This window comes from Brevibacterium senegalense, from assembly GCF_000285835.1.
Taxonomy (GTDB): domain Bacteria; phylum Actinomycetota; class Actinomycetes; order Actinomycetales; family Brevibacteriaceae; genus Brevibacterium; species Brevibacterium senegalense.
This window is the reverse complement of the sequence record NZ_HE978600.1, coordinates 87470-112952: the sequence shown is the minus strand read 5'-3', so window position 1 is coordinate 112952 and position 25483 is coordinate 87470. Positions and strand designations below refer to the sequence as shown.

Here is a 25483-nt window from a genome sequence, read left to right as displayed (position 1 = left end):
GTTCAAAAGCGTGTAGAGTCGCAGCATGAGCGACGACTCAGAACCGTATCCCCGCGACACCGCACCGCCGACGAAGGCCCAGCGCACCCGCGCCCACGTGGCCGACACCGCGCTGCGACTCTTCCGCGAACAGGGGTACGCATCGACGACGATGCGCCTCATCGCGCAGGAAGCGGGCGTGTCGACGGGGAACGCCTACTACCACTTCGACGGCAAGGACGCCCTCGTGCAGGAGCTGTACCGCCGCATCCAGGCGGAGCACCGGGAGGCGGCGCGGGCGCGGCTCGTGGCAGGAGGGTCGCTCGCGGACAACCTGCGGACCACCCTCGATGCCGGTATCACCGTCATGACGCCGTACCACTCCTTCGGGGACACCCTTCTGTCGACGGCCCTGCGGCCCGGCAGTGCGACGAGCCCCTTCTCCGCGGACTCGGACTCCGCGAGGAGCGCCGCCGTGGACGTCATGCGGGAGACGGTCGCGGCATCCACCCGCATTCCGGGCGGACGCGTGGGGGAGAGGCTGCCGGAACTGCTGTGGCTCGCGCACATGGCCCTCACGCTCCACTGGGTGCTCGATCGCAGCCCCGACCAGCAGCGCACCCGCACGCTCATCGACGGCGTCGCCCCGTTGATCGCCCGCCTCGTCCGACTGGCCCGACTGCCCGTGGGACGCGGGCTCGCGGACGACGCGATCGACCTGCTGGACCGCGTGAGCGCACCGCAGGAGACCCCACGAGAGCAGGAGGACACATGACGCAGCGCACCATCGTCATCGCGGGAGCCGGCGGCTTCATCGGAGGCCGCCTGGTCGCCCGCTTCCGCGAGGACGGCGCCCGGATCGTCACAATCGGCCGGGGGAGTGACGCGACCCTCACGTGGGACGACGATCTCACTGCCGCCCTGGACGGCGCGGACGCGCTCATCAACCTGGCGGGACGATCCGTCAGCTGCCGCTACACCCTCCGCACGGCGGACGAGATCCTCCGGTCGCGGACGGGGACGACGAAGGCACTGGGCCTAGCGCTCGCGGATTGCCAGGCGCCACCGCGGGTCTGGATCAACGCGAGCACGGGGACCATCTACCGCGAGGCGCGGGATCGACCGCAGGACGAGGAGACGGGGGAGCTGGGCTCGGGCTTCTCCGTCGCGGTCGCCCGCGCATGGGAGGACGAGCTGTTCTCCGCACCCGTCGACGGCGTGAGACGCGTCGCACTGCGGATGGCGATCGTCCTGGGGACAGGCGGCGCGCTGAGCCCCAGCGTCAACCTGGCCCGGATGGGGTTCGGCGGCCCTCAGGGCGATGGCGGCCAGATGATGTCGTGGGTCCACGTCGACGACGTCCACCGGGCGATCGAGCACATCCTCGTCAGCCCGGAGCTCGCGGGGCCCATCAACGTCGCGACGCGCACGCCGGTCACGAACGACGCGTTCATGCGGGCGGTCCGACGCCACCTGGGCGGCCCGCTGGGCGCGCGTGCGCGCCTGCCGCTGCCGGCGTGGTCGCTGCGTCTGGGCGCTCGGGTCATCCGCACGGAGGCGGAACTCGTCCTCAAGAGCCGCTGGGTCGACCCCGCCGTCCTCGTGGACAGCGGCTTCGAGTTCGCCCACCCGGACATCGACACGGCCCTGCGGCACATCGCCTCGGACACCCGACCGGGCCTTCTCCCCGTCACTCTGGGCTGAGCCGATAATCTACATTATGTTAAGTAGGTGCAAGCGGGTCCACTCTCCCGACTCGACCGATGACATGATGTGGTCGACAGCATCCGCCAGTGTTGCTGGGCCAGATCGACAGAGGGAACAATCGCCATGCCAGACACATTCGGTCACCACCCGTGGACTGTGCGGGATCTCGTGTCCGCCGTCGACTCGGGCACGGTCCGCCTTCCCGACATCCAGCGTCCGTTCGTCTGGTCCAACGCGAAGGCACGCGACCTCATGGACTCGATGTATAAGGGCTTTCCTGTCGGTGAACTCATGTTCTGGGAGAACACGGACGGAGACCACTCGCGGACCATCGGGACGGCAGAGAAGTCTCAAGCCGCATCTATGCAGGTCATCGACGGCCAGCAGCGCCTCACGTCCCTCTATGCGGTCGTGAAGGGACTGCGAATCCTCCGCGAGGACTACTCGCAGGAGAACATCGTCATCGCCTTCAACCCGTTGACCGAAAGGTTCGCGGTGCCCGACACTGCCATCAAGCGCTCCCCGGACTGGATCCACGACATCAAAGTGGTCTTCGAGTCCCCCATCGACGCTCGCTCCGACTACATCGACGGATTGGAGGATGCGCAGGGCGGTGAACGACTCCCCCGCGCGGACGAGCGTCGGATCGAGGAGGCCATCAACCGTCTTGCACGCGTGCTGTCCTATCAGTTCCAGGTCGTTCAGCTGAAGAGGGACGTGAGCCGAGAGACGGCCGCAGACATCTTCGTGCGCATCAACTCCGAGGGGGTGAAGCTGTCCTCGGCCGACTTCATCCTGACGTGGCTCTCGGTTTTCTGGGAGGAGGGTCGTCAGCAGCTGGAGGATTTCGCGCGGGCCTCCCGCTTCACACCTGAGGAGCTGTCGCGTGTGGAGGAGCGATCGATCCAGTGGACCCCGAAGAACCCCTACCTCACCCTCGACCCCAACCACCTGTTGCGCGTAGTGGTCGCCGTGGGCAATCGTCGCGCACCCCTCCAGGATGCCTACAACGCCCTTCGGGGTCGCGACCCGCGCACTCGAGAGATCGTGCCCGAGAATCGCGAGAAGGAACTGACGAAGCTACAGGACGGCCAGGCTCGCGCCCTGGACCCGAAGCACTGGGACGAGTACCTCAAGGTGATCGAGCGAGCGGGCATCCGGACTAGCGCCATGGTCACCGCCAAGAACGCGGTCCTCTACGGATACGCCCTGTGGCTGATCGGCCGCACCGAGTTCGGAGTGCCCGTGGACGATCTCCGGGAAGTGATGGCTCGGTGGTACTTCATGGCTCAGATCACAGGGCGCTTTTCGGGAAGTCCCGAGACTCGCGCGCAGCAGGACCTCAACCGTCTCGATGGCCTGGATCGAACCCCTGCGACGTTCAAGGAAGCGATCGACTCGCTCGTCGCCACCACACTGACGGCGGACTGGTGGATGGTGACCCTGCCCGAAGATCTGCACACCTCGAACATGTCCGGCCCGGCCTACACCGGATACGTCGCAGCACTGAACATCCTCGATGCCGACGTCCTTCTCTCGAATCTGAAAGTCAAAGATTGGATCGATCCCAACCGCCGTCCCGTCAAGGGCGTGGAGAAGCACCACCTATTCCCGAAGGACTACTTGAAGGGCCCTCTCGGGTTGTCGAGCACCCGCCAGATCAACCAGGTTGCCAACCAGGCGCTCGTCGAGTGGTCGGACAACATCGACATCTCCAACCGGGCTCCCGCGGTGTATTGGCACGACCAAGTGGCCGACAAGAAGATCCACGGCGACAGGCAAGCGTTGCAGACCTGGTGGCACGCCCTGCCTGAGGGCTGGACCGACATGGAGTACACAGAGTTCCTCGCGGCCCGGCGCAAACTGATCGCGGCGGTGACCCACGAGGGCTTCCGAAAGCTGTCCGACCCGAACTACCGGCCCTCTCCCCCTGCCGTCCCAGCTCCGTCGCAAGAACCTGTTCTGCCGACCTTCGAGCAGATGGTCCTCTCAGGGTCCGTCCCGGTGGGAACCTACCTCGTACCCACCGACGCGCGCACTGACTCCATTGCGGAGGTCACAGGCGACGGCACGATTTTGCTGAACGACGCCGAGCACACGTCGCCAGGGCTTGCAGCCAGGGCAGATGGCGCCGAGGACGAGGACGGATGGCTCTACTGGAGCGCCGACTTCTCCGACCGAACCGTCGTGCTGAACGAGTTGCGTCGAGCCCCGCAGCAGGTCCAGTAGTGCCCGACCGTCGCTCAGTGAAACACGTGCCGATGCCGCACCCCCAACAGCTCTCTAGGTGGCCGGGCACAACGGATAAGCCTGGCACCACCCTCACAGCAGCACCGCCGCCCCGACGGTCAGCACGAACGGCAGCGTGAGGAACGACGCGACGGTCTGGAACGCGATGAGTGCGGCCATGAGCGGGGCGTCCCCGCCCAGCTGACGGGCCAGGACGTACGAGGTGCTCGCCGTGCCGATCGAGCAGAACACGAGCGCGATGAGCGCGACCGGTCCGCTCACGCCCAGGAGGACGAGCGCCCCCAGTGCGAGTGCCGGCAGCACCAGCAGCTTGACGACGGAGGCCACGGCCACGCCCACCGCGTGCGTGCGGAGTTCGATCCGCGTGAGCCCCGCGCCCACGCACAGCAGACCCACGGGCAGGGCCGCGGCGGCGAGCGGATCGAGCACGGCGAGCACGACCTCGGGCGCCTCGACCGGCAGCAGACCGGCGACGGCCCCCAGCGCGCACGCGAGGACGAGCGGGTTGAGGACGATCTTCCGCACGAGCGCCAGCAGCGACCCCTTGTCAACGAGGAAGACCTCGAAGCCCAGCGTCGCGATGATGTTGACGAGCGGGACGAGGACCGCACCCACGACCCCCGCGAGCGCGGCACCGTCGGCCGGCGCGATGCTGATCGCCAGCGACACGCCCACATACGTGTTGAACCGGACAGAGCCCTGGAGCACGGACGTGAAGGCCTGCGGCGTGGGCGCGACCACCCGGTGGAGGACGAACAGCAGCCCCGTCACGAGGACCGTCGGCACGACGACCGCCACGGACACCCGCAGCAGCGGCACCCCCGCGAGGTCGACGGTCGCGATGTTGACGAAGAGCAGCACCGGCAGGAGGACGAAGTACGCCAGGCGCTCCGCACCGGACCAGAAGGCCGGGTCGGAGAAGCCGCGGACCCGCCGCAGGGCGGCACCCAGTGCCAGCAGGGCCGCGATCGGCACGAGCGCCGCCGCGATCGACGCCACCGTCATCGTCCCACTCCCCTGTCGTCCGTCCCGTCGACCGTCCCCGCCGCCTGCGCGCCGGCCTCCACCGTCCTATCACGCACGCGCACGGGACGACGCACCGCCACCCCCTGCTGTGCGTTCGCTGGACCCGCCGCAGGCGGAATACCAGTAGAGTTGAGCGTGTTGGACTCAAGGAACGGCGCTTCCCGCACCCCACGGGGAGAGTCCCTCCCGATCGAAAGGAACCGCACCATGAACGCAACCTCCTTCAACCCGATCCGCGACATCGACCGCTTCTTCTCCGACGTCACCCGCACGCCCAACTCCGTGGGCCTGCCCATGGACCTCTACCGCACCGGCGACTCGTTCGTCGCCCAGATCGACATGCCGGGCGTCGACCCCGCCAGCATCGACGTGGACGTCGAGGACCGCACGCTGACCGTCCGCGCGGAGCGCGCCGCGGCCGTCGCGGACGCGGACACGAAGTGGCTCACGCGCGAGCGTCCCACCGGCACGTTCGCCCGCCAGCTGACACTGGGCCACCGCGTCGCCGTCGCCCGCATCTCCGCCGACTACGCGGACGGCGTCCTCACGCTCACGATCCCGGTGGCGGACGAGGCGAAGCCGCGCAAGATCTCCGTCGCCCATTCCGCGGGCGCCTCGCGCGGTGTCATCAGCGGCGAGGCCGCTGATCCGGCCACCCCGGCCGCGACGAGCGGGACCCCGGCGAACCCGACGCCGACGGCCGACTGAGGTAGCCCAGGCACAGGTACGGCAGCCGGAAGGTGCCCGTCTGCTCGCAGTGGTCCCCCGCGGCCGCCGCGAGCAGGCGGCCCTCCTCCCCCAGGAACTCACGGATGTTCCGCTCGACGCGCGCCCGGATGTGCGCGTCGCTGCGCAGCCAGTACGAGCGGGTCCGCGCCAGGTCGACGACCGTCTCGACCGTCACCTCCGTCTCGAACGGCACCGTCGTCGTCTCGACCGGACCGAACCCGGTCAGCTCCGGCCGCCACGCGGGCCGGTAGACATCACCGGCGTGCATGATCCGCGACAGCCGCAGTACCCACTCGACGCGCACGTCCAACTGGTTGAGGACGATCGCGACCGCGCCGTCGCCTCCCAGCACCCGCAGGAACTCCGCCGAGGCCGCGGCCGGCTCGATCCAGTGCCACGCCTGGGCGACGGTCACGAGGTCGCAGGACCCGTCCGCCAGGGGCAGGTCCTCAGCCGTGCCCGTGAGGGCGGGGTCGGGATGCAGCCACAGCAGGTCGGGATCCGGGTCGATCCCGGTCACCGTCCAGCCGCGCGCCGTCAGACCCGTCCCGAAGATTCCGGTGCCCGCGCCCACGTCCGCAGCCGTCCCCGGCCCGCCCACGCGGGCTTTGATCCACTCGTAGATCCCGGCGGGGTACCGGGGCCGCACGCGATCGTAGGACTCCGCCTCCGCGCCGAAGCGCGTGCCCATGTCCTGCTCCCGGCGCCGGCCCGTGCGGGGGCGCACTGCCCGCTGGCCCGTCCCCGCCCAGTCCGCGTCCCCCGCCCCGGCTGCAGGCGGCTGCCCGCTCACCGCTGCTCGACGAGCACGAAGCCGCTGCCCCATTCCTCGCTGAGGCCGCGCAGCTGCTCGACGAGGGCGTCCGCCAGCGGCACGCCCTGCTCCAGCCTCTCCGCACGTGTGAGGAAATCCCGGTCGCCGGTCGCCTGGACGGGCTCGTCCGGATCCAGGGGCTCCAGACCGCGGATCGTCTCACGCAACTCGCGGACGTACTCCCCCGCGTCCCCGGGAGCGCCGAATGCCGCAGGATCGATCGCGAGGAAGAAGTAGCCGATGTCCTGGTAGCCGTCGACGTTGCCCGGCTGGCCCGCACCCGGCAGCGCGGCGGACAGGATCTGCACCATCGTCGCGAGTGCGGAGCCCTTGTGGCCGCCGGTGAAGAAGTCCTGACCGCCCAGCGGCAGCAGGCCCACTCCCCCGTCCTTGCCGTACTCCAGGCGTCGATAGATCTCCTGCGCGTCGTGCAGCGGCGCACCGGCGTCGTCGACCGCCCACTCCGCGGGCAGGTCCTCGCCCTTGAGCCCGTACACCTTCACCTTGTTGAGCGGCACGGTCGTCGTCGCCATGTCGACGAGCACGGGATCCTCCCCCGGCACCGGAGCGGCGAACGCGATGGGGTTCGTGCCCATGAGCGCGTGCTTCGAACGGTGCGGGACCTGCAGGGCGTTCGCGGTCGAGCACAGCGAGATGCCCATGAGTCCCGCATCCGCGGCCATCCGCGCGTAGTACCCGGCCGCCCCGTAGTGGTTCGTCCGGTTCACGACGCCCACACCCACGCCGAAGTTGCCGGCGGCGGCGATCGCCTCCGTCATGGCCAGGTGGGCGCCCGTGTGCCCGAAACCCCGCTTCCCGTCCACCCGCACGACCGCACCGAAGGAGTGCGCGACCTCCGGCACTGCGGTGGGGTCCAGGTGCCCCTTCGCGATCTCCGAGGCGTAGTACGGGAGCATCGAGATCCCGTGCGAATCGACCCCCATGAGGTCGGTGTCGTACATGACGTCCGCGCAGACGGTGCGGGTGCGCTCGTCGGCGCCCAGGCCGCGGAGCGTCTCGTCGATCTGGGCGCGGACGGAATCAGGCTGGAAGCGTCTCATGGTCGTGACCCTACACACAGGCCGTGCGGGCACTGCGGCGGTGCCCGCACTGCAGGACCGGAGCCTCGCAGACTAGGATTGTCGTGTTCCGGCTCACCGCACTCCCCCAGGACGGAAGACGCATCATGTCGCTCAGTTCGCTCGCTCCGCAGGAGATCGCCGACCGCCTCGCCGCGGCGCGGTCCGACTACGAGTCGTTCGCCGCCGGCGGCCTCGACCTGGACATCACGCGCGGGAAGCCGTCTGCCGCCCAGCTGGACCTGGCCGATCCGCTGCTGACCGCCGTGACCCCCGGGGACGTGCGCGCCGCGGACGGGACCGACACCCGGAACTACGGCGGTCTCGCCGGGCTGCCGGAGATCCGCGAGATCTTCGCACCCCTCCTGGGCGTGCCCGCGGCGCAGCTGCTGGCACAGGGCACGTCGTCACTCACCCTCATGCGCGACGCCCTCAGCTTCATGCTGCTGCACGGCCGTCCGGGCTCCGACGGACCGTGGGTGCGCGAGCCCGTCCGCATGCTGTGCCCGGTCCCCGGCTACGACCGCCACTTCCAGCTGGCCGCGTCCCTGGGCTTCGAGCTCATCCCGGTGGGCATGGACGGCGAGGGTCCGGATCTCGCCCAGATCGCGGAGCTCACACGAACGGACGCCTCGATCAAGGGCATCTGGGTCGTCCCCGTCCACTCGAACCCCACAGGCTTGAGCCTGAGCGTCGAGCGCGCCCGCGCGCTCCTGGAGCTGCAGACGGCCGCGCCGGACTTCACCGTCCTCTGGGACAACGCGTACGCCCTCCACCACCTGCGCGAGCCCCACCCGGAGCCGATCGACGTTCTGGACCTCGCCGCGCAGGCCGGCCATCCGGACCGACCGCTCGTGTTCGCCTCGACCTCGAAGATCACGTTCGCGGGTGCGGGCGTCGCATTCGTGGGCGGCTCCGCGGCGATGATCGACTGGTTCGCCGGCCACGCCGGCGCAGGTTCGATCGGTCCGGACAAGATCAACCACCTGCGCCACGCCCGCTTCTTCGGTTCGCCGGACGGCGTCCGGCAGCACATGCGGAAGCACGCAGAGCTCCTGGCACCCAAGTTCGACGCAGTCGACGAGGTCTTCACCCGCGAGCTGGGCCCCGACGACCTGGCCGCCTGGACCCGCCCGTCCGGCGGCTACTTCGTGACGCTGGCCGTCCCGCCGGGCACGGCCTCGCACGTCGTGAAGCTGGCCGCCGAGGCCGGGGTCAAGCTGACGCCGGCCGGCGCCACCCACCCCCACGGGATCGACCCCGATGACGCGATCATCCGGATCGCGCCGTCGATGCCGCCGCTCGAGGAGGTCGTCCAGGCCGCCGAGGTCGTGGCCGCCTGCGTGCGCGTCGCCTCGTACGAGGCGGCCGACGGCGCCCGCGCCTGACCGCACGCGTCGGACATCGGAGGAGGGCCGGAACCCGTGCGGGTTCCGGCCCTCCTCCGTTCAACGCCGTCGTCGGGGACGACTCCGGCTCAGCTGCTGTAGTCGTAGAAGCCGCGCCCGGACTTCGTGCCCAGCAGGCCGGCGTCGACCATGCGCGAGAGCAGGACGGGCGGCTTGGCGGCCGGATCACCCGTCTCCTCGTAGATGCTCTGCCCCACGAACAGGCAGGTGTCGAGGCCCACGCGGTCGGCCAGCGCGATCGGTCCCATCGGGTGGGCGCAGCCGTTCACCATGCCCGTGTCCACGTCCTCCTTCGTCGCCTGACCGGACTCGACCATGCGGATCGCGGAGAAGAGGAACGGGATGAGAAGCGCGTTGACGACGAAGCCCGGCCGGTCCTGCGCACGGATCGTCACCTTGCCCAGCACGTCCGTCGCGAACGTGTCGATCGTCTCGACGACCTGCGGATCCGTGAGTTCGGAGACCACCAGCTCGACGAGGGGCTGCACCGGTGCCGGATTGAAGAAATGGATCCCCAGGACGCGCTCCGGCCGCCCCGTCGAGCGGGCGAAGCGGATGATCGGCATCGAGGACGTGTTCGAGGCGAGGATCGCCTGCGGATCCGTCACGACGGTGTCCAGCTCCGCGAAGATCGACTTCTTGATCTCCTCGTTCTCGCTCGCCGCCTCGATGACGAGCTGCCGGTCCGCGAAGTCCGCCAGGTCGACGGTGTAGTGCAGGCGGGCCACGGCCGCGTCACGCTCCTCGGCGCTCAGCTTGCCGCGCTCCACTCCGCGGCCCAGGCTCTTCTCGATCCGGGCGCGGCCCGCGGCGATCGCGTCGTCACTGATGTCGCGGACGACGACGTCGATGCCGGCACGGGCCAGCACCTCTGCGATGCCCGATCCCATGAGACCGGAGCCCACGACTCCTGCGCGTTCGATTGTCATAGTCCCTCACTTCTGTACGGGGCCCGCCGTGGTGGCGGACACGGGTGCGTTGGCTGTCGGTTGCGGGTGATGGTGGTGCGGGGGTCTCAGAACCAGTCCGCGCGGCGGATCGCGCTGCGCGCCTCGCGCCGCCGCTCCCCCGGCAGGGTCTCGATGTAGACGATCCCGTCCAGGTGGTCGGTCTCGTGCTGGAGCATCTGGGCGAAGACGCCATCCCCCTCGACGCGGACGGGTTCGCCGTCCGCGTCGAAGCCCTCGACCGCCGCGTACTCCCAGCGGGGTGTGGGGAACCACAGGCCGGGCACGGACAGGCAGCCCTCGTCGATGTCGCGTTGCTCTCCCCCGGTCTCCACGACCGTCGGGTTCACGACGTGGCCCACCCGGCCGTCCAGGTGGTAGGCGAACACCCGGCGGGACACCCCGATCTGCGGGGCGGCGACCGCCGCGCGCCCGTCCGGGGCCGCGGTGTCCGCGAGGTCCCGGACGAGCACGCGCAGTGCCTCGTCGAAGGCGGTGACCGGGTCGCACACGGTGCGCAGCACCGGGTCCCCGTAGTGGCGGATGGGACGATCAGCCATCGATCACGACGACGAGATCGCCGCCCTCGAGCTGCTGGACCGGGCCGATCGCCAGGCGCGACACGGTGCCGTCGATGTGCGTCGTGATCGAGGCCTCCATCTTCATCGCCTCGATCGTCGCGACGGTCTGGCCCGCCTTGACCGTGTCGCCCTCGCCCACCTTGAGCGTCACGACGCCCGCGAACGGGCTGGCGACGTGGCCGGAGTTCGACGGATCCGCCTTCTCCGCCGTCGCGACGTCCACGGAGACGGAGCGGTCGCGCACGGAGATGGGGCGCAGCTGGCCGTTGAGCGTGCACATGATCGTGCGCATGCCGCGCTCGTCCGCCGGCCCCACCGCCTGGATGCCCACCAGCAGGGCCTTGCCCTTGTCGATGACGACGCTGTACTCGTGCCCCTCCTCGAGGCCGTAGAGGTACAGCGAGGTCTCCAGGACGGACAGGTCGCCGTGCTGGTCGCGCATGCGGTCGAACTCCTGCGTGGGCTGCGGGAAGAGGAGACGGTTGAGGGTCTCCTGGCGGGTCCGGCCCGCCTCCTCCAGCAGCTGCGCGTCCTCCGGTGCGAGGTCCGCCACCGGCGCCTTGTGGGTGCGTCCCTGCAGCGCGCGGGTGCGGAACGGCTCCGGCCAGCCCCCGGGCGGGTCGCCCAGGTCGCCGTTCAGGAAGCCGATGACGGAATCCGGCACGTCGAAGCGCTCCGGGTGCTCCTCGAACTCGACCGGGTCCGCACCCACCGCGACGAGGTGGAGGGCGAGGTCGCCCACGACCTTGGACGACGGGGTGACCTTCACGAGGTGGCCCAGCAGGCGATCGGCGGCCTCGTACATCGCCTCGATCTCCTCGAACTTCTCGCCCAGCCCCAGCGCGACGGCCTGCTGGCGGAGGTTCGAGAGCTGTCCGCCCGGGATCTCGTGGCGGTAGACGCGGCCCGTGGGACCCGGCAGACCGGACTCGAACGGCTTGTAGACGTTGCGGACGGCCTCCCAGTACGGCTCGAGGTCGCTCACCGCGGCCAGGCTCAGCCCGGTGTCGCGCTCCGTGTGCTCGAGTGCCGCCACGAGAGCGGACAGCGACGGCTGGCTGGTCGTGCCGGCCATCGCGGCGGTGGCCGCGTCGACCGCATCCGCACCGGCGGCCGAGGCCGCCAGCAGGGTCGCCAGCTGGCCGCCGGCCGTGTCGTGGGTGTGGACGTGGACCGGCAGATCGAAGTTCTCCCGCAGCGCGGTCACGAGCTTCGTCGCCGCGGCCGGGCGCAGCAGGCCGGCCATGTCCTTGACGGCCAGGACGTGGGCGCCGGCCTCGACGATCTGCTCCGCGAGGCGCAGGTAGTAGTCGAGGGTGTAGAGCTGCTCGTCCGGGTTCAGGAGGTCGGAGGTGTAGCAGAGCGCGACCTCGGCGACGGAGGTCCCCGTCTGGCGGACCGCGTCGATCGCGGGGCGCATCTGGGAGACGTCGTTGAGTGCGTCGAAGATGCGGAAGATGTCGACGCCCTGCTGGGCGGCCTCCGCCACGAACGCGTCCGTCACCTGCGTGGGGTACGGGGTGTAGCCCACTGTATTGCGCCCGCGCAGCAGCATCTGGAGGTTGATGTTGGGGACGGCCTCGCGCAGCTTCGCGAGCCGCTCCCACGGGTCCTCCGCGAGGAAGCGGAGGGCGACGTCGTACGTCGCACCGCCCCACGCCTCGATGCTCAGCAGCTGCGGCGTCATCCGCGCCACGTACTCCGCGGGGGTCACGAGGTCCTTCGTCCGGACGCGGGTCGCCAGCAGGGACTGGTGCGCATCGCGGAAGGTCGTATCCGTGACGGCCAGTGCGGACTGCGCGCGCAGGGCCTTCGCCCAGCCCTCCGGGCCCAGCTCCTGCAGCTGCTGCCGCGACCCGGCCGGCGCCTCCTGCGACAGCGCGTCCGCGGCGAGTGCGGGCAGCTTGTCGCCGGGGTCCAGCGAGACGGGTGCCGCGCCGTGCGGGCGGTTGACCGTGACATCGGCCAGGAACTCGAGGATCTTGGAGCCGCGGTCGGCGCCCACGCGCGCGTCCAACAGGTGCGGGTGGTCGTCGATGAAGGTGGTCGCGACGTCGCCGGAGCGGAACTTCGGCTCCGCCAGCACGGCGCGCAGGAAGCCGATGTTCGAGGCGACTCCGCGGATGCGGAACTCCGCCAGCGCACGGCGTGCGCGGTCGACGGCCTGCTCGAAGGTGCGGCCGCGGGTCGTGCACTTGACGAGCATCGAGTCGAAGTGGGCGGAGACCTCCGCCCCCGCGTACGCCGTGCCGCCGTCCAGACGCACACCGGCGCCGCCGGCGGAGCGGTAGGCGGTGATGACGCCGGTGTCCGGGCGGAAGGCGTTCGCCGGGTCCTCCGTCGTGATGCGGCACTGGAGGGCGGCGCCCTTGACGCGGATCATGTCCTGCGAGATGCCCAGCTCGTCGAGGGACTGGCCCGCGGCGACCAGCAGCTGCGACTGCACGAGGTCGATGTCCGTGATCTCCTCCGTCACGGTGTGCTCGACCTGGATGCGGGGGTTCATCTCGATGAACGAGTGCTTGCCCGCGCGGGGCCCCGCGGTCTCCAGCAGGAACTCGACGGTGCCGGCGTTCTGGTAGCCGATCTCGCGTGCGAAGCGCAGTGCGTCCGCGTGCAGCGCCGCCGCGATCTCCGGGTCGAGGTTGGGCGCCGGCGCGATCTCGATGACCTTCTGGTGACGGCGCTGGATCGAGCAGTCGCGCTCGAAGAGGTGCACGGCGTTCGACTGCTCGTCGGCCAGCACCTGGACCTCGATGTGGCGGGGCCGCTGGACGGCCTGCTCGATGAAGACGGTGGGGTCGCCGAACGCGCCCTCCGCCTCGCGCATCGCGGACTTGAGGGCCTCGACGAGGGCGTCGTCGGAGTCGACGCGGCGCATGCCGCGGCCTCCGCCGCCGGCGACCGCCTTGACGAACAGCGGGTACTCGATCCCCTTCGCCTGCTCCAGCAGCTCGTCGATGTCCGCGGACGGCGCGGTCGACTGCAGCGTCGGCACATCCGCACGGCGGGCGGCCTCGAGAGCGTGCACCTTGTTGCCGGCCATCTCCAGCACATCCGCGCGGGGGCCCACGAAGACGATGCCCGCCTCCTCGCATGCGCGAGCCAGGTCCGGGTTCTCCGCAAGGAAGCCGTAACCGGGGTAGACGGCGTCCGCGCCCGACTCCTTCGCCACGCGCATGATCTCCGAGACGTCCAGGTAGGCGCGGACCGGGTGGCCCTTCTCGCCGATCTGGTACGCCTCATCGGCCTTGAGCCGGTGCTCTGAGTTGCGGTCCTCGTAAGGGAACACGGCGACGGTCTCCGCGCCCAGTTCGTAGGCTGCGCGGAACGCCCGGACGGCGATCTCGCCACGGTTGGCGACTAGCACCTTGCGGAACATTCGATCTCGATTCTTCCAGCGCCGGTTCTCGACGCGTCGTGCGGAACAGGACCACTGTACAAGTGGCCCTGGACACACCCGAGGGTGGGGTCGGGACCCCTCCGCGCGTGTCCGCACCCTTCGCTACTGTGAGCGGCATGCGCATCCTCCACACCTCGGACTGGCATCTGGGGCGCCGTCTGCACGGCGTCGACCTCACCGCCGCGCACCGCGCGTTCCTCGACTGGCTGCACGCACTCGTGGAGGAGCGGGCGATCGACGCGGTCGTGGTCGCGGGCGACGTGTACGACCGCGCGATCCCCCATCCGGATGCGCTGGGGCTGTGGGGGCACGCGGTCACGGGCATCCTGGACCGCGGGGTGCGGATCATCGCCTCGAGCGGCAACCACGACTCGTTCGTCCGCCTGGGCCTCAACCGCCACCACCTCGACCGGGCGGGCGTGCACCTGCGCACGCACCTGTCTGACCTCACGGCCGGGGTCCGCCTCGACGTCGACGGCGCGCTCGTGGACCCCGACGACGACTCCCCGGCGGTGTCGATCCACGGAATCCCCTACCTGGAGCCGGCCCTCGTGTGGGAGCGGATGGGTGCGGACCGCCGCACGCACGCGGCCGTGCTGACGACGGCGATGGACCGCATCACCGCGCACCGGGACGCGCACGCCCCCCGCGACCGGCTCGTCGTGCTCGCCCACGCGTTCGTCGCGGGCGCCGCCTCCAGCGAATCGGAGCGGGACGTGTCGCTGGGCGGCGTGGGCGTCGTCCCGGCCTCCGTCTTCGACGCGGCGGACTACGCGGCGCTGGGCCACCTCCACCGGCCGCAGGCGATCACCGACCGCGTGCGCTTCAGCGGGTCGCCCCTCCCCTTCTCCTTCGGCGAGGCCCGCACGGACAAGTCGGTCCTCGAGGTCGAGTTCACCCCCTCCGTCGACGGCACTGCGTCCCCGCCCGCCGTCACCGTCCACCCCGTTCCGCATTTCCGTCCGGTCCGCACACTCACCGGCACACTCGAGGAGGTGCTGAAGCAGGCACCGCAGCAGCCGGCGGACGCCCTCATCGCTGCTGATCTCACGGACCCGCAGCGGGTGCCCGGTGCCGTCGACCGGCTGCGCACCGCCTTCCCCGGCTTCATCCGCATGACCTGGACGTCGCTCGCGCAGCCGGCCGCGGCCTCGGCGGAGGGCTCCCGGGGCGACGACGAGGCCCGGTCGGATGCGGACGTCTTCGCGGATTTCCATCGTCTCCAGCGGGGCGGGCCGCCGCCCGCCCACGCCGCGCACCGGTTCGCGGCGGCGCTGTCCGCCGTCCGCACACAGGACGCGGGCGGGGTGGGCTGAGGCATGCGTCCCCATCGCCTCGTCCTCGAGGGCTTCGGACCGTTCCGTGACCGGCAGACGGTCGACTTCGATGCCGTCGCCCGTGACGGGATCTTCCTCATCACCGGTCCGACAGGAGCCGGGAAGACGACGATCCTCGACGGACTGTGCTTCGCCCTCTTCAACACGGTGCCGGGGCCCCGGGGCTCGGCGGCGGATCTGCGCTCGCACCTGACCGCGCCGGGCGACCCCACCCGGGTCGAGCTCGAGTTCTCCGTGGGCGACCGCCGGTTCCGCATCGAGCGCTCGCCCCAGTACCAGCGCCCCCGCAAGCGCGGCACCGGCATGACAACGCAGAACCACACCGTCGCGCTGCTGGAGCTGGTCGACGGGCAGTGGGCGGGCATCGCACGGACGGCCCAGGAGACGCAGGCGTTCCTCGATGTGGTCATCGGCCTCACGGCGGCGCAGTTCACGAAGCTCGTCGTCCTGCCGCAGGGCGACTTCTCCGCCTTCCTGCACGCGGATCCGGCGGAGCGGGAGTCGATCCTGGAGAAGCTGTTCGCGACCCAGCACTTCCGCGCTGTCGAACGCGTGCTGGGCGAGCGGGCCACGCACGCGCGACGGGCGACGGAGGAGGGCGAGCACCAGCGCCGCTTCGCCCTCGAGGCCGCGGCGCAGGCGGCGTGGGAGAGACTCCCGGACGCACCGGCCCGGCCCTCGATCGCGGACACGATCGCGCATCTGGGGCTGGCGGCGGTGAGCGCGCAGGAGCGGGCCGCCGTCGCGGATACGACGCAGGCGCTGTGGGAGGAGCGCGCGGACGAGGCGGCGACCGCGGCGCGCGACTGGGAGGCCCGCAGTGAGGACCGGGCCGTGCTGACTGCGCTCCTCGCAGACCAGGATGCGTGGGAGCGCGACGCACCCGTCCGGGCGCAGCTGGACGCACAGGTGCGCCGTGCCCGGGCCGCGCACGGACTGCGCCACCTGCTGCGCGCCCGCACTCACGCGCAGGAGGCGGCCGCACAGCGTGAGGAGGACCGTGCGGCCGCGTACGCGGCCGTGCAGTCCGCGCTCCCCCCGGGAGCCGCGCTGGCGGTGGAGGAGCTGGAGGACGCGCACCTGGCCGCCGTCGTGGCGCACCTGGAGCGGTCGGTCGAGCGGCTCTCCCGGCTCGCGGACCTCGAACAGGAGGTGCGGACGGCCCAGGACGCCGCAGCCGCGGCCCGCCAGGCGCTCGAAGACGCCCGGACCGCGCAGCAGCGGCGGGAGGACGACGCGACGGCTCTGAAGGAGCGGATCCGGCGGCAGCGGGAGGAGATGGAGGAGCTCCACGACGCTGCCGCGCAGCGGGAATCCCTGCGCGAGCGTCGCCGGTTGCTGACGGAACGGGAGACGGCCCGTACGCAGCACGAGGCGGCAGACGCCCGCGTGCTGTCCGATGCGCAGACGGCGCAGACCACCGCACAGAGCCTCACGACGCTGCGGACGGCTCTCCGCGCGGACGCGGCCGCCCGGCTGGCGGCGGACCTCCAGCAGGACCAGCCGTGTCCCGTGTGCGGATCGAGCGAGCATCCGCGCCCTGCACGTCCGACTCCCGACGGCCCCTCCCCGGAGGAGGTCGAGGAGGCCGAGGCCGCGGACCTCCGGGCGCGCGAGGCCCTGGCCGGGGCACGTGCGGGGCTCGATTCCGCCGCCGCGGTGCTCCGTGCGGCGCAGGAGGCCGCCGGTGACGACGACGGTGCGGACCTCCCCGGACTGCTGCAGGCGGCGGAGGACGCCGTCCGGCGCCGGCGCGCACTGCGCGAAACCCTCACTCGCGACGAACGGCGACTGGAGGAGCTGGAGTCCGGCCTCGCCCAGGCGCGAACGGGGGAGTCCCGGCTCCTCGAGTCGCGCACGCAGGCGGACACCGCCGCGACCGCGGCCCGCAGCACCCTCGCCGAGGCCCGCCAGAGCCAGGCGGACGACGCACCGGCCGCTCTGGCGGGGGTGGGCCTCGCACCTCCCTCAGACGTCCGGGCGGCACGGGCCGCGGCTGCGACCGCCACCGCGCTGCGCGCGGCGCACACCGCCTGGACACGGGCGCGGGACGCCGCCCTGGCGGCGCAGCAGGACCTGCGGGCACGGGAGGACGAGCTGACCGCGGCGCTGGCGGAGTCCGCATTCGCGGATGTCCCCGCGCTCCAGGATGCGGCCCGCCTGCCACTGGATCGGTTGGAGGAGCAGCAGGAGGCCCATCGCGCGCAAGCGACCCGGCTGGCGCTGCGTCGGGACGCGGAGCAGGTCCGGCGGGCTCGCGCGGACACCGCCACCCACGACGAGCTCCGGGACGCGACCGCACGGGCCAAGGAGCGGGCGGCGGACCTGCACGCCCAGGCCGACGGTGCCCGGCAGCGGGCCCTGCTCGCCCGCGACCGGAGCGCGACGGCGGGCACGGCCCTGGACCGGGCCCGCAGGGAGCAGGGAGCGGACGAGGAGCGGCAGGACGAGCTCGCCCGCGACATCGACGTGGCGGAGCTGGTGCTGGGCACCAGCAACGAGGCCGCCAGCAGGATGTCGCTCTCCTCGTTCGCGCTCGCGGCCCTCTTCGAGGAGGTCGCCGCGCACGCGACGGACCGCCTCGTCGACATGACCGCGGGTCGCTACCGGCTCCTCCACGACCTGGAGAGGCGCCGGGGCGAACGACGCGCCGGTCTGGGGCTGCGGATCCTCGACACGTTCACCGACGAGGCGCGCGATCCGCGCACCCTGTCCGGCGGCGAGAGCTTCATGGCCGCCCTGGCGCTGGCGCTGGGACTCGCGGACACGGTCCGCGGCGAGACGGGGGGCATCGACCTCGACGCGCTATTCCTGGACGAGGGATTCGGCACACTCGACGCGGACACCCTGGGGGACGTCCTCGCCGTCCTCGACCGGCTGCGCACCGGAGGACGCACGGTCGGCATCATCTCCCACGTCTCGGAGCTGCAGCAGGCGATCCCCACCCGCATCGCGGTGGAGCCGGGACCGCGGGGAGCCACGATCCGCAGCGCGCGGACAGCGGACGACGACACGCAGTGACACACGGTTCCGGGCGGGTTGCCCACAGGAAACCGGCCCCCGATCGGTTACGGTAGTTCACGTGCTCGTCATCAGCGTTTCCAGCCTCAAGGGCGGAGTCGGGAAGACTTCGGTCGCGCTCGGCCTCGCCTCCGCCGCCCACAACCGCGGGATCCCCACGCTCGTCATCGACATGGATCCGCAGGCGGACGCGTCGACCGGGCTGGATGTCCCGGTGACCACACCGCTCGACATCGCGGACGTGCTCTCGGCGCCCAAGCAGAAGATCGTCAAGCAGGCGATCGTCCCGTCCGGCTGGTCGGGCAGCGCCAAGGGACTGCTCGACGTGATCCCCGGCAGTCCGCGCTCCGCGGAGTTCGACCGGCCCACGCTCTCCGAGCGCTTCCTCCGCCGGCTGCGCGACGCGCTGGCGACCATCGAGGACGACTACCGACTCGTCATCATCGACTGCCCGCCGTCCATGAACGGGCTCACCCGCGCCGCCTGGCTGGCCAGCCAGCGCGTCGCGGTCGTGACGGAACCCGGACTGTTCTCCGTCGCCGCCGCGGATCGCGCGCTGCGCGCGATCGCTGAGCTCCGCCGCCGCGGCGCGCCGGACCTGCAGCCGCTGGGACTCATCGCGAACCGCGTGCGGACGAAGTCCCGGGAGCACGGCTTCCGCATCGACGAGATGCGCGAGATGTTCGGACCCCTGGTGCTCACCCCGCCCATCGGGGAGCGCACGGTCCTCCAGCAGGCGCAGGGCTCCGCCCGCCCCATCCACACGTGGCCGGGCCAGTCCGCCAGCGAACTCGCCGGTGCCTTCGACTCCCTCCTGGACCGCGCACTGCGCACGTCGACGATCCGGACCCGCGGTCAGAAGCGGACCGACAGCGCCGCGGCCGACGCCTCCTCGCCCGACACCCCGCAGGCGGGGCAGGCTCCGGAGACGGATTCCAGGCAGGAGCCCGCTGTCCAGGACGCCACGGGGTCGACCTCCACCGGACCTCAGCACGATCCCACCGCCGCAGAAGGCGCATCGTCCGCGGACACCCAGGCAGCGGGAACCGGCGACCAGCCGACAGCCCCGGAGCAGACCGCCACGGAGCAGACCGCCGGGACTCCGTCCCCGGGGACGACTCCCGGATCCCTGGGGCTGCGCAGGCGCGACCGCCGCTGACCTGACAGGCCCGGGTCGACGCGCCGCCGCAGATCCACCGCGGCCAACAGCCCGACCGATCGACTGCCTTGCAGGCTCACCCGCCCCGCAGTCTCACGAGCACACGAGAGGCCGCCCACCGCTTCCCCGGCTGGGCGCCCTCTTGCGTGTCCCCGTCCTACCGCGTCACTGAGGCGGGCCGGGGGTGGTTCATCATCCTGCGGCCGAGCGCTGCGCGCGACGGGCCGCCAGCTCGTCGACCTGCTCGATCTCGTCCGCGGGACGCTCGCTGGGGAGCTCGGACAGCGTGCCCTGCACCTCGCGCCACACGTGGCCCACGGCGATGCCGAACACGCCCTGTCCGCCCTGCACCAGGTCGATGACCTCGTTGGCGGACATGCAGGCGAACACGGACGAGCCGTCGCTCATGAGGGTGATCTGCGAGAGCTCCTCCACACCCTGATCCTGCAGGTGGCCCACGGCCACGCGGATCTGCTGGAGGGAGACACCCGCGTCGAGGAGGCGCTTGACGATCTTGACGACCAGGACGTCGCGGAAGCTGTAGAGGCGCTGCGAACCGGAGCCCGTCGCCGCGCGGATCGAGGGGACGACCAGCGACGTGCGCGCCCAGTAGTCGAGCTGCCGGTACGTGATGCCCACGACCTTGCAGACGGTGGGACCGCGGTAGCCGGCCTCGTCGTCGAGCTCCGGGATGTCGTCGTCGAAGAGCAGTCCCTGCGCGTCGCGCGAGAGCGGCGGCGTCTGGACGTGTTCAGATTCAGAGCGGTTCACACCGACTCCTCCTTCTCACCCCTGGGGGAAGCAGGGCGCACATGGCGGTGGTCTGGTGCAGTCGATTCTACACCGCACCACTCCCGTGCGCCGGGGTCATGGCACACCACGACGCTAGGGGGTCCGGCTGCGCGGATCACGCACGCGCCGGATAACGATTCCGCGTGTCGCCGTTATCGCAGGAATCGAACGCACGTGCGCCCAGCTCACGCGCCGCTCTGCTCCCCCGCCGGCTCCGTCTCCGTCAGCAGCCGGGGCCGCTGCGACACGGTGTAGGTGTCGACGTACTCCTGGCCGGACAGGCGCATGATCTCGTACATGATCTCGTCCGTCGCGGACCGCAGCGCGTGCCGGTCGGCCTCGCCGTCCGTGTGGTGCGACACGTCGATCGGCTCGCCGAACACCACGCCCACGCGCCGCACCCGCGGGATCGTGCGCCCCTTGGGCTGCACTGCGTCCGTGCCGATGAGCGCCGTGGGGATGACGGGGACGCCCGCGGCCAGGGCGAGGCGCGCCACGCCGGTCCGGCCCCGATGCAGTCGCCCGTCCAGACTGCGGGTCCCCTCCGGGTAGATCCCCAGCAGGTTCCCGCCGCGCAGCACGTCCAGTCCGGCCCGCAGCGCACCCTCGGAGGCGGATCCGCCGGACCGGTCCATGGGCAGCTGGTTCGTCATCTGGAAGAACATGCGCTGCGCGCGGCCCACCGGGCCCGGCTTCGTGAAGTACTCGTGCTTCGCGAGGTAGACGACCGGCCGCGGGACCGCCAGCGGGACGAAGATCGAGTCGATGAAGGACAGGTGGTTCGCGGCGATGATCGCGCCGCCCTCCGTCGGCACGTTCTCCAGTCCGCGCGTCCACGGGCGGAAGAGCACGCGCAGCGCCGGACCGACGAGGACGCGCTTGAGGAACCAGTAGAACACCTGTGACCCGCTTCCGATTCGTGATCAGCAGCCTTCCGTGACCCCCTCACTCTATGCGCTCCGCCGCCGGGTCCGCCGCACCCGTGTGGGATGCTGGCACCATGACGTCGTCGGTCACTCCCAGCACCTCCTCCCCGCCCGAGGCATGGGCGCACGCCGGGGCTCCCGATCGCCCGGCACTGCTCCTCCTCCACGGCTTCACCGGCTTCCCCTCGTCGATGCTGCCGCTGGCCCGCGGCCTCGTCGACACCGGCGGATCCGTGAGCGTCCCGCTGCTGCCCGGGCACGGCGGCTCGTGGCGCCGGCTCCGCCGCACCGGTTGGGCCGATTGGAGCGGTGCCGCACTGGCGGAGTACGACCGGCTCGCCGCCGCGCATCCCTCCGTCGTGGTCGCGGGCCTGTCGATGGGCGGCGCGCTGTCCCTCGAGGTCGCCGCACAGCGCAACCCGGCCGGTGTCGTGTGCATCAACCCCGCGCTCTACGTCGACTCCCCCGTCGCACCGCTCCTGCCCGCCCTCTGGCCGTTCGTCCCCACCGTCGCGTCGATCGGCGGGGACATCGCGAAGCCCGGAGCCCAGGAGGAGGCGACGGACCGCACCCCCGTGCGCGCCGTCGCGAGCCTGCACGCGGGCCTGCGCGGGCTGCGGCAGCGCCTGTGGTGCGTCGACGCCCCCGTGACCGTCTGCGTGTCCGGCAGCGACGGCGTCGTGGGCCCGCGATCGCTGCGGGCGCTGCGCAGCGGACTCCCCCGCGCGCCGCGGATCGTCCCGCTGCGCCGCAGCCGGCACGTCGCGACGCTCGACTGGGACGCCCCGCTCGTCGAGCAGCAGGTCCGGGAGGCCCTCGCCGAGGCCGCGGAGGCCGGGGCATGACGGCGCACCCGCCCGGCCCCCGGGACCGCGACCCGGACGAGCCCGAGGACCGGCACGAGTCGCTGCCGGACGACCAGCAGGTCGATGACGCCACGTGGTCCTCGTTCGTCGACAACATCCAGTGGCACACGTCGACCGCACCGGACGTGTCCGCAGAGGAGATCGACGATGTCCTCGAGGACGACTGGACGCCGCCGGATCCCGGCCCGGTGGGGTGGCGGACGTCCTCGCCCTCACTCGTCATGGGTCTCATCGGTGCGCTGGGCGGCCTCCTCGCCGTCCTCGTCATGACCGTCTTCCTCCGGCCTGTGCCGGGCTGGGCGGTGCTCATCGCCGTCACGGTGACCGTGGCCTCGGCGGCGGTCCTCTTCTCCCATCTGCCCGCGCGCCGCGACCCGTTCTCCGACGGCCGCGAGGTCTGAGCGTCCGCGCCCGTGTCCGGGGCACGTGCGACGATGGCCCCCATGCCGTCCTTCGATCGCACGCACACCCGCACCCGCGGCGGGCAGCTGTCCCTGTCTGACCTGGGGACCCCGCTCCACACCGTCGACTTCGTTGTGGTGGACCTGGAGACGACCGGGGCGCACGCGACGCAGAACGCGATCACGGAGATCGGGGCGGTCCGCGTGCGCGGCGGTGAGACGCTGGGCGAGTTCCAGTCGCTCGTGCGCCCGGTGGGCTCCGTCATCTCCCCCTTCGTCGCGCAGCTGACGGGGATCACGAACAGCATGGTCGCGGACGCACCCCGGATCGAAGCGGTTCTGCCCGCGTTCCTCGAGTTCATGCGCGGTGCGGTCCTCGTCGCGCACAACGCGCCCTTCGACGTGGGGTTCCTGCGCGCGGCCTGCGCTCGCCTCGACTACCCGTGGCCCGCTCCGCAGGTGCTCGACACCGTCGCGCTCGCGCGGAAGGCGCTGCCGCGCCCGGAGGTGCGCAACCACAAGCTCGCCACCCTCGCCACCCACTTCGGGACGGACGTGCAGCCGGACCACCGCGCGCTGTCGGACGCGCGGGCCACGGTGGGTGTCCTGCACGGGCTGTTCGAGATCCTGGGGAACGCGGGCGCGACGACGCTCGAGGACGTCACGACGATCCGGACCCGGGGCTGGACGCAGCGGCGCACCAAGCTGCACCTGGCGAAGGGGCTCCCCCACGCCCCCGGCGTCTACACCTTCCTCGACGGATCGCGCCGCGTCCTCTACATCGGCTCCAGCGGCGATCTGGCCTCCCGCGTGCGGTCCTACTTCACGGAGTCCGAGCAGCGCAGGCGGATGACGGAGATGGTGACGGCGGCGCAGGAGGTGTCACCGCTCGTCTGCGCGACGGTGCTGGAGGCACGGATCCGCGAGATCCGCCTCATCGGGGAGCTGCAGCCGCCGTACAATCGCCGGTCGAAGAACCCGGACCGGAGGCACTGGCTGGTGGAGACCGGCGGGGACTTCCCGCGCCTGTCCGCGGTCCGGACGCTCACACGGGAGCGCGTGGAGGGCGGGAGGATCCTGGGGCCGTTCCGGTCCGCGGTCGCGGCCCGTCACGCGAAAGCCCTCCTGGAGACGGTCGTCCCCCTCAAGACGTGCACGCAATCACCGCGCGCGGCGCGCGCCACCCCCTGCGCGGCGGCGCAGGTGGGACGCTGCCACGGGCCCTGCGCGGGGCAGACGGAGCCGGAGGAGTACGCGCAGGGACTCGATCCGCTGCGCCGGCTGTACGACGGGGCTCCGGCGACGTTCCTCGCGGCAGCGCGGAGGCGGATCGGCGAACTCGCCTCCCAGGAGAGGTACGAGGCAGCGGGCGAAACGCGGGACGCCGTCACGACCGTGCTGTCCGCATCCGCACGCGCGCACTCCCGTGCCGCACTGCGGGCGATCGCCCAGCTGGTCGCGGCGGAGCGGCGGGAGGACGGCGGCTGGGACCTGGCCGTCGTACGGTGGGGCCGGCTGGCGGCCGCCGGCACCAGCCCGTGCGGGGCGGACCCGCGACCGGCGATCGACGCGCTGCTCCAGACCGCGGAATTCGTCGCGCCGCACGATCCGCTCGCACCGGTCACGTCGGATGAGGAGACGGACACCCTCCACGCGTGGCTGTCCGGTGGCGGAGTGCGACTCGCGGCGGCCTCGGCGCCCTGGTCCGCCCCGGTGGGCGGGGCGGAGGCGGCGCGGGTGCGCTGGGCGGAACGGACCCGACCGGTCTAGTCCTGCCGCACCGGGCGACCGCCGGCGCCGTCAGCCCTCGTGGGACAGGCGCGTGGACGCCGCGATCATCGCATCGAGCTTCGCCTCGCCGGCGCCGGAGTCCAGCGCGTCGCGCGCGACCTCCAACTGTGTCGCCAGGCGCTCGTGCAGCGAGCCCACCGCCTGCCGATCGGCTGCGACGAGCGCCGCGGCGGCGTTGAGGAGGACGATGTCGCGGACAGGACCCGTCTCGCCGGCCAGCGTGCGGCGCATGACGGAGGCGTTGAACTCCGGGTCCCCGCCGCGCAGCGCGTCCTTCGTCGTGCGGGGAAGCCCCAGTTCGCGCGCGTCGATCTCGTGCGCCTGCACGGATCCGTCGCGCACCTCCCACACGTCCGTCACAGCGGTGGTGCTGAACTCGTCGAGACCGTCCCGCGAACGGAACACCAGCGCCGTGTCGCCCCGGTCGGCCAGCACACCGGCGACCAGGGGCGCCATCGCGGGGTCCGCCACGCCGATCGCCGTCGCACGCGTCCGGGCGGGGTTGGTGAGCGGGCCCAGGATGTTGAAGGCGGACGGCACCGCGATCTGCCTGCGCACGGGTGCGATGAAGCGCATCGCGGGGTGGTAGACGTTCGCGAAGGCGAACGCCATGCCCACCTCCTCCGTGAGCCGGACGGACTGCTCGGGCTCCAGGTCGAGGGCGAGTCCCAGGACCTCGAGGACGTCGGCCGAGCCGGAGGCCGACGAGGTCGCGCGGTTCCCGTGCTTGACGAGCCGCTGGCCGGTCGCCGCGATGATGAACGACGCGGTCGAGGACACGTTGACCGTCTTCGCCCGGTCACCGCCGGTGCCCACGATGTCGACGGAGTCGCTCAGTCCCTCGAGTCCCACAGCGTGCGCGTACATCGCGCGGACGAGACCGCGGATCTCCTCGACCGTCTCGCCCTTGCCGTGGTGTGCGACGAGGAAGGCCGCCATCGTCACGTCGGGCACACCGCCCTCCATGATCTGGTCCATGGCCCAGGCGGCCGTGTCCTCGTCCATGTGCCGACCCTGCATGAGTCCCACGAGCAGATCCGGCCACGCCCGCACACCGCTCAGCACCGCCGCCTCGTCGACGGGTGCGGACGACTGGGTGCGGGCGCTCGGGGATGTGTTCACGGAGGCTCCTCGGGAGTGATCGATCATGTGTTCTGAGGACGACCGGTTCATCGTATCGGTGGCTTCACGACGCGACGCGCGCGACCCGGCGCCAGAATTTCCCATCAACCTCACAGTCTCCGATCCGCGCCACCATGCGGTTCT

At 71.6% G+C, this 25483-nt stretch carries 19 protein-coding genes and 1 pseudogene; 11 read left to right on the top strand and 9 right to left on the bottom strand.

All coding sequences use genetic code 11. The features are described from left to right. Positions 1-25 precede the first annotated feature (25 nt). The 3 genes from HGBR_RS00525 (at position 26) to HGBR_RS00515 (ending at position 3915) form a co-directional block, all read left to right on the top strand. Positions 26-754: a TetR/AcrR family transcriptional regulator gene (locus tag HGBR_RS00525; RefSeq protein ID WP_019157380.1), complete on the top strand. Its 729-nt coding sequence runs from the start codon at positions 26-28 to the stop codon at positions 752-754. Beyond that, positions 751-1683 (top strand): TIGR01777 family oxidoreductase, encoded by a 933-nt coding sequence (locus tag HGBR_RS00520; protein ID WP_019157379.1) that lies wholly within the window; start codon positions 751-753, stop codon positions 1681-1683. Before HGBR_RS00525 ends, HGBR_RS00520 begins: the two co-directional genes overlap by 4 nt. Before the next feature lie 126 nt (positions 1684-1809). Continuing rightward, entirely contained in the window at positions 1810-3915 is a 2106-nt protein-coding gene (locus tag HGBR_RS00515; RefSeq protein ID WP_026077216.1) for a GmrSD restriction endonuclease domain-containing protein, read from the top strand. Positions 3916-4008: 93 nt separating this feature from the next. On the opposite strand, the gene HGBR_RS00510 is transcribed toward HGBR_RS00515, so the two are convergent. Beyond that, the gene (locus HGBR_RS00510; RefSeq protein WP_019157377.1) at positions 4009-4941 is read right to left on the bottom strand and encodes an AEC family transporter; all 933 of its coding nucleotides are present in this window, start codon (positions 4939-4941) and stop codon (positions 4009-4011) included. 228 nt (positions 4942-5169) lie between these two features. Here HGBR_RS00510 and HGBR_RS15770 point away from each other — a divergent pair, with 228 nt between their 5' ends. Then, on the top strand, positions 5170-5670 hold the full coding sequence (locus HGBR_RS15770; RefSeq protein ID WP_019157376.1) for an Hsp20/alpha crystallin family protein: 501 nt from the start codon (positions 5170-5172) through the stop codon (positions 5668-5670). On the opposite strand, the gene HGBR_RS15765 is transcribed toward HGBR_RS15770, so the two are convergent. Both HGBR_RS15765 and HGBR_RS00495 read right to left on the bottom strand, forming a co-directional pair. Then, positions 5591-6382, bottom strand: coding sequence for a class I SAM-dependent methyltransferase (locus HGBR_RS15765; protein ID WP_019157375.1), 792 nt, complete (start codon positions 6380-6382; stop codon positions 5591-5593). The genes HGBR_RS15770 and HGBR_RS15765 overlap by 80 nt on opposite strands. A gap of 98 nt (positions 6383-6480) precedes the next feature. After that, entirely contained in the window at positions 6481-7566 is a 1086-nt protein-coding gene (locus HGBR_RS00495) for an Ldh family oxidoreductase (RefSeq protein ID WP_019157374.1), read from the bottom strand. Positions 7567-7691: 125 nt separating this feature from the next. On the opposite strand from HGBR_RS00495, the gene HGBR_RS00490 reads away from it, so the two are divergent. Continuing rightward, complete coding sequence (locus HGBR_RS00490) at positions 7692-8972, top strand: aspartate aminotransferase type Ic (protein WP_040364534.1); 1281 nt, start codon at positions 7692-7694, stop codon at positions 8970-8972. A gap of 89 nt (positions 8973-9061) precedes the next feature. Here HGBR_RS00490 and HGBR_RS00485 read toward each other — a convergent pair whose 3' ends face one another. The 3 genes from HGBR_RS00485 to HGBR_RS00475 form a co-directional block, all read right to left on the bottom strand. Further along, positions 9062-9922, bottom strand: coding sequence for a 3-hydroxybutyryl-CoA dehydrogenase (locus HGBR_RS00485; RefSeq protein WP_026077215.1), 861 nt, complete (start codon positions 9920-9922; stop codon positions 9062-9064). 86 nt (positions 9923-10008) lie between these two features. After that, positions 10009-10500 (bottom strand): peptide deformylase, encoded by a 492-nt coding sequence (locus HGBR_RS00480; RefSeq protein ID WP_019157371.1) that lies wholly within the window; start codon positions 10498-10500, stop codon positions 10009-10011. After that, a complete protein-coding gene (locus tag HGBR_RS00475; RefSeq protein ID WP_019157370.1) occupies positions 10493-13903 on the bottom strand; it encodes a pyruvate carboxylase in 3411 nt (1136 codons plus the stop codon). The genes HGBR_RS00480 and HGBR_RS00475 overlap by 8 nt, the downstream gene beginning before the upstream one ends. A gap of 137 nt (positions 13904-14040) precedes the next feature. Here HGBR_RS00475 and HGBR_RS15760 point away from each other — a divergent pair, with 137 nt between their 5' ends. From HGBR_RS15760 to HGBR_RS00460, 3 genes and pseudogenes are all read left to right on the top strand, one after another. Continuing rightward, positions 14041-15240, top strand: coding sequence for an exonuclease SbcCD subunit D (locus tag HGBR_RS15760; protein WP_019157369.1), 1200 nt, complete (start codon positions 14041-14043; stop codon positions 15238-15240). A 3-nt stretch (positions 15241-15243) separates the two neighbouring features. After that, on the top strand, positions 15244-18282 hold the full coding sequence (locus HGBR_RS00465; protein WP_019157368.1) for an AAA family ATPase: 3039 nt from the start codon (positions 15244-15246) through the stop codon (positions 18280-18282). 61 nt (positions 18283-18343) lie between these two features. Then, positions 18344-19135 (top strand): annotated as a pseudogene (locus HGBR_RS00460) (ParA family protein); the annotation flags it as partial. A 498-nt stretch (positions 19136-19633) separates the two neighbouring features. Here the strand turns inward: HGBR_RS00460 and HGBR_RS00455 are convergent. Continuing rightward, a complete protein-coding gene (locus HGBR_RS00455; RefSeq protein WP_019157366.1) occupies positions 19634-20212 on the bottom strand; it encodes a MerR family transcriptional regulator in 579 nt (192 codons plus the stop codon). 206 nt (positions 20213-20418) lie between these two features. Beyond that, on the bottom strand, positions 20419-21132 hold the full coding sequence (locus tag HGBR_RS00450) for a lysophospholipid acyltransferase family protein (RefSeq protein WP_019157365.1): 714 nt from the start codon (positions 21130-21132) through the stop codon (positions 20419-20421). Positions 21133-21233: 101 nt separating this feature from the next. Between HGBR_RS00450 and HGBR_RS00445 the strand changes: the two genes are divergently transcribed. Genes HGBR_RS00445 through HGBR_RS00435 form a run of 3 tightly spaced genes read left to right on the top strand, consistent with a single transcriptional unit; the run spans position 21234 to position 24196 of the window. Continuing rightward, positions 21234-22004 carry an alpha/beta hydrolase gene (locus tag HGBR_RS00445; RefSeq protein WP_147522101.1) on the top strand — a complete coding sequence of 257 codons (771 nt, stop codon included), beginning with the start codon at positions 21234-21236 and terminating at the stop codon, positions 22002-22004. Continuing rightward, positions 22001-22426 (top strand): hypothetical protein, encoded by a 426-nt coding sequence (locus HGBR_RS00440; protein ID WP_019157363.1) that lies wholly within the window; start codon positions 22001-22003, stop codon positions 22424-22426. The genes HGBR_RS00445 and HGBR_RS00440 overlap by 4 nt, the downstream gene beginning before the upstream one ends. A 42-nt stretch (positions 22427-22468) precedes the next feature. Then, positions 22469-24196, top strand: coding sequence for a DEDD exonuclease domain-containing protein (locus HGBR_RS00435; protein WP_019157362.1), 1728 nt, complete (start codon positions 22469-22471; stop codon positions 24194-24196). A gap of 30 nt (positions 24197-24226) precedes the next feature. Here the strand turns inward: HGBR_RS00435 and trpD are convergent, their stop codons facing one another. Beyond that, positions 24227-25339: an anthranilate phosphoribosyltransferase gene (gene trpD, locus HGBR_RS00430; protein ID WP_019157361.1), complete on the bottom strand. Its 1113-nt coding sequence runs from the start codon at positions 25337-25339 to the stop codon at positions 24227-24229. Positions 25340-25483: the final 144 nt, after the last annotated feature.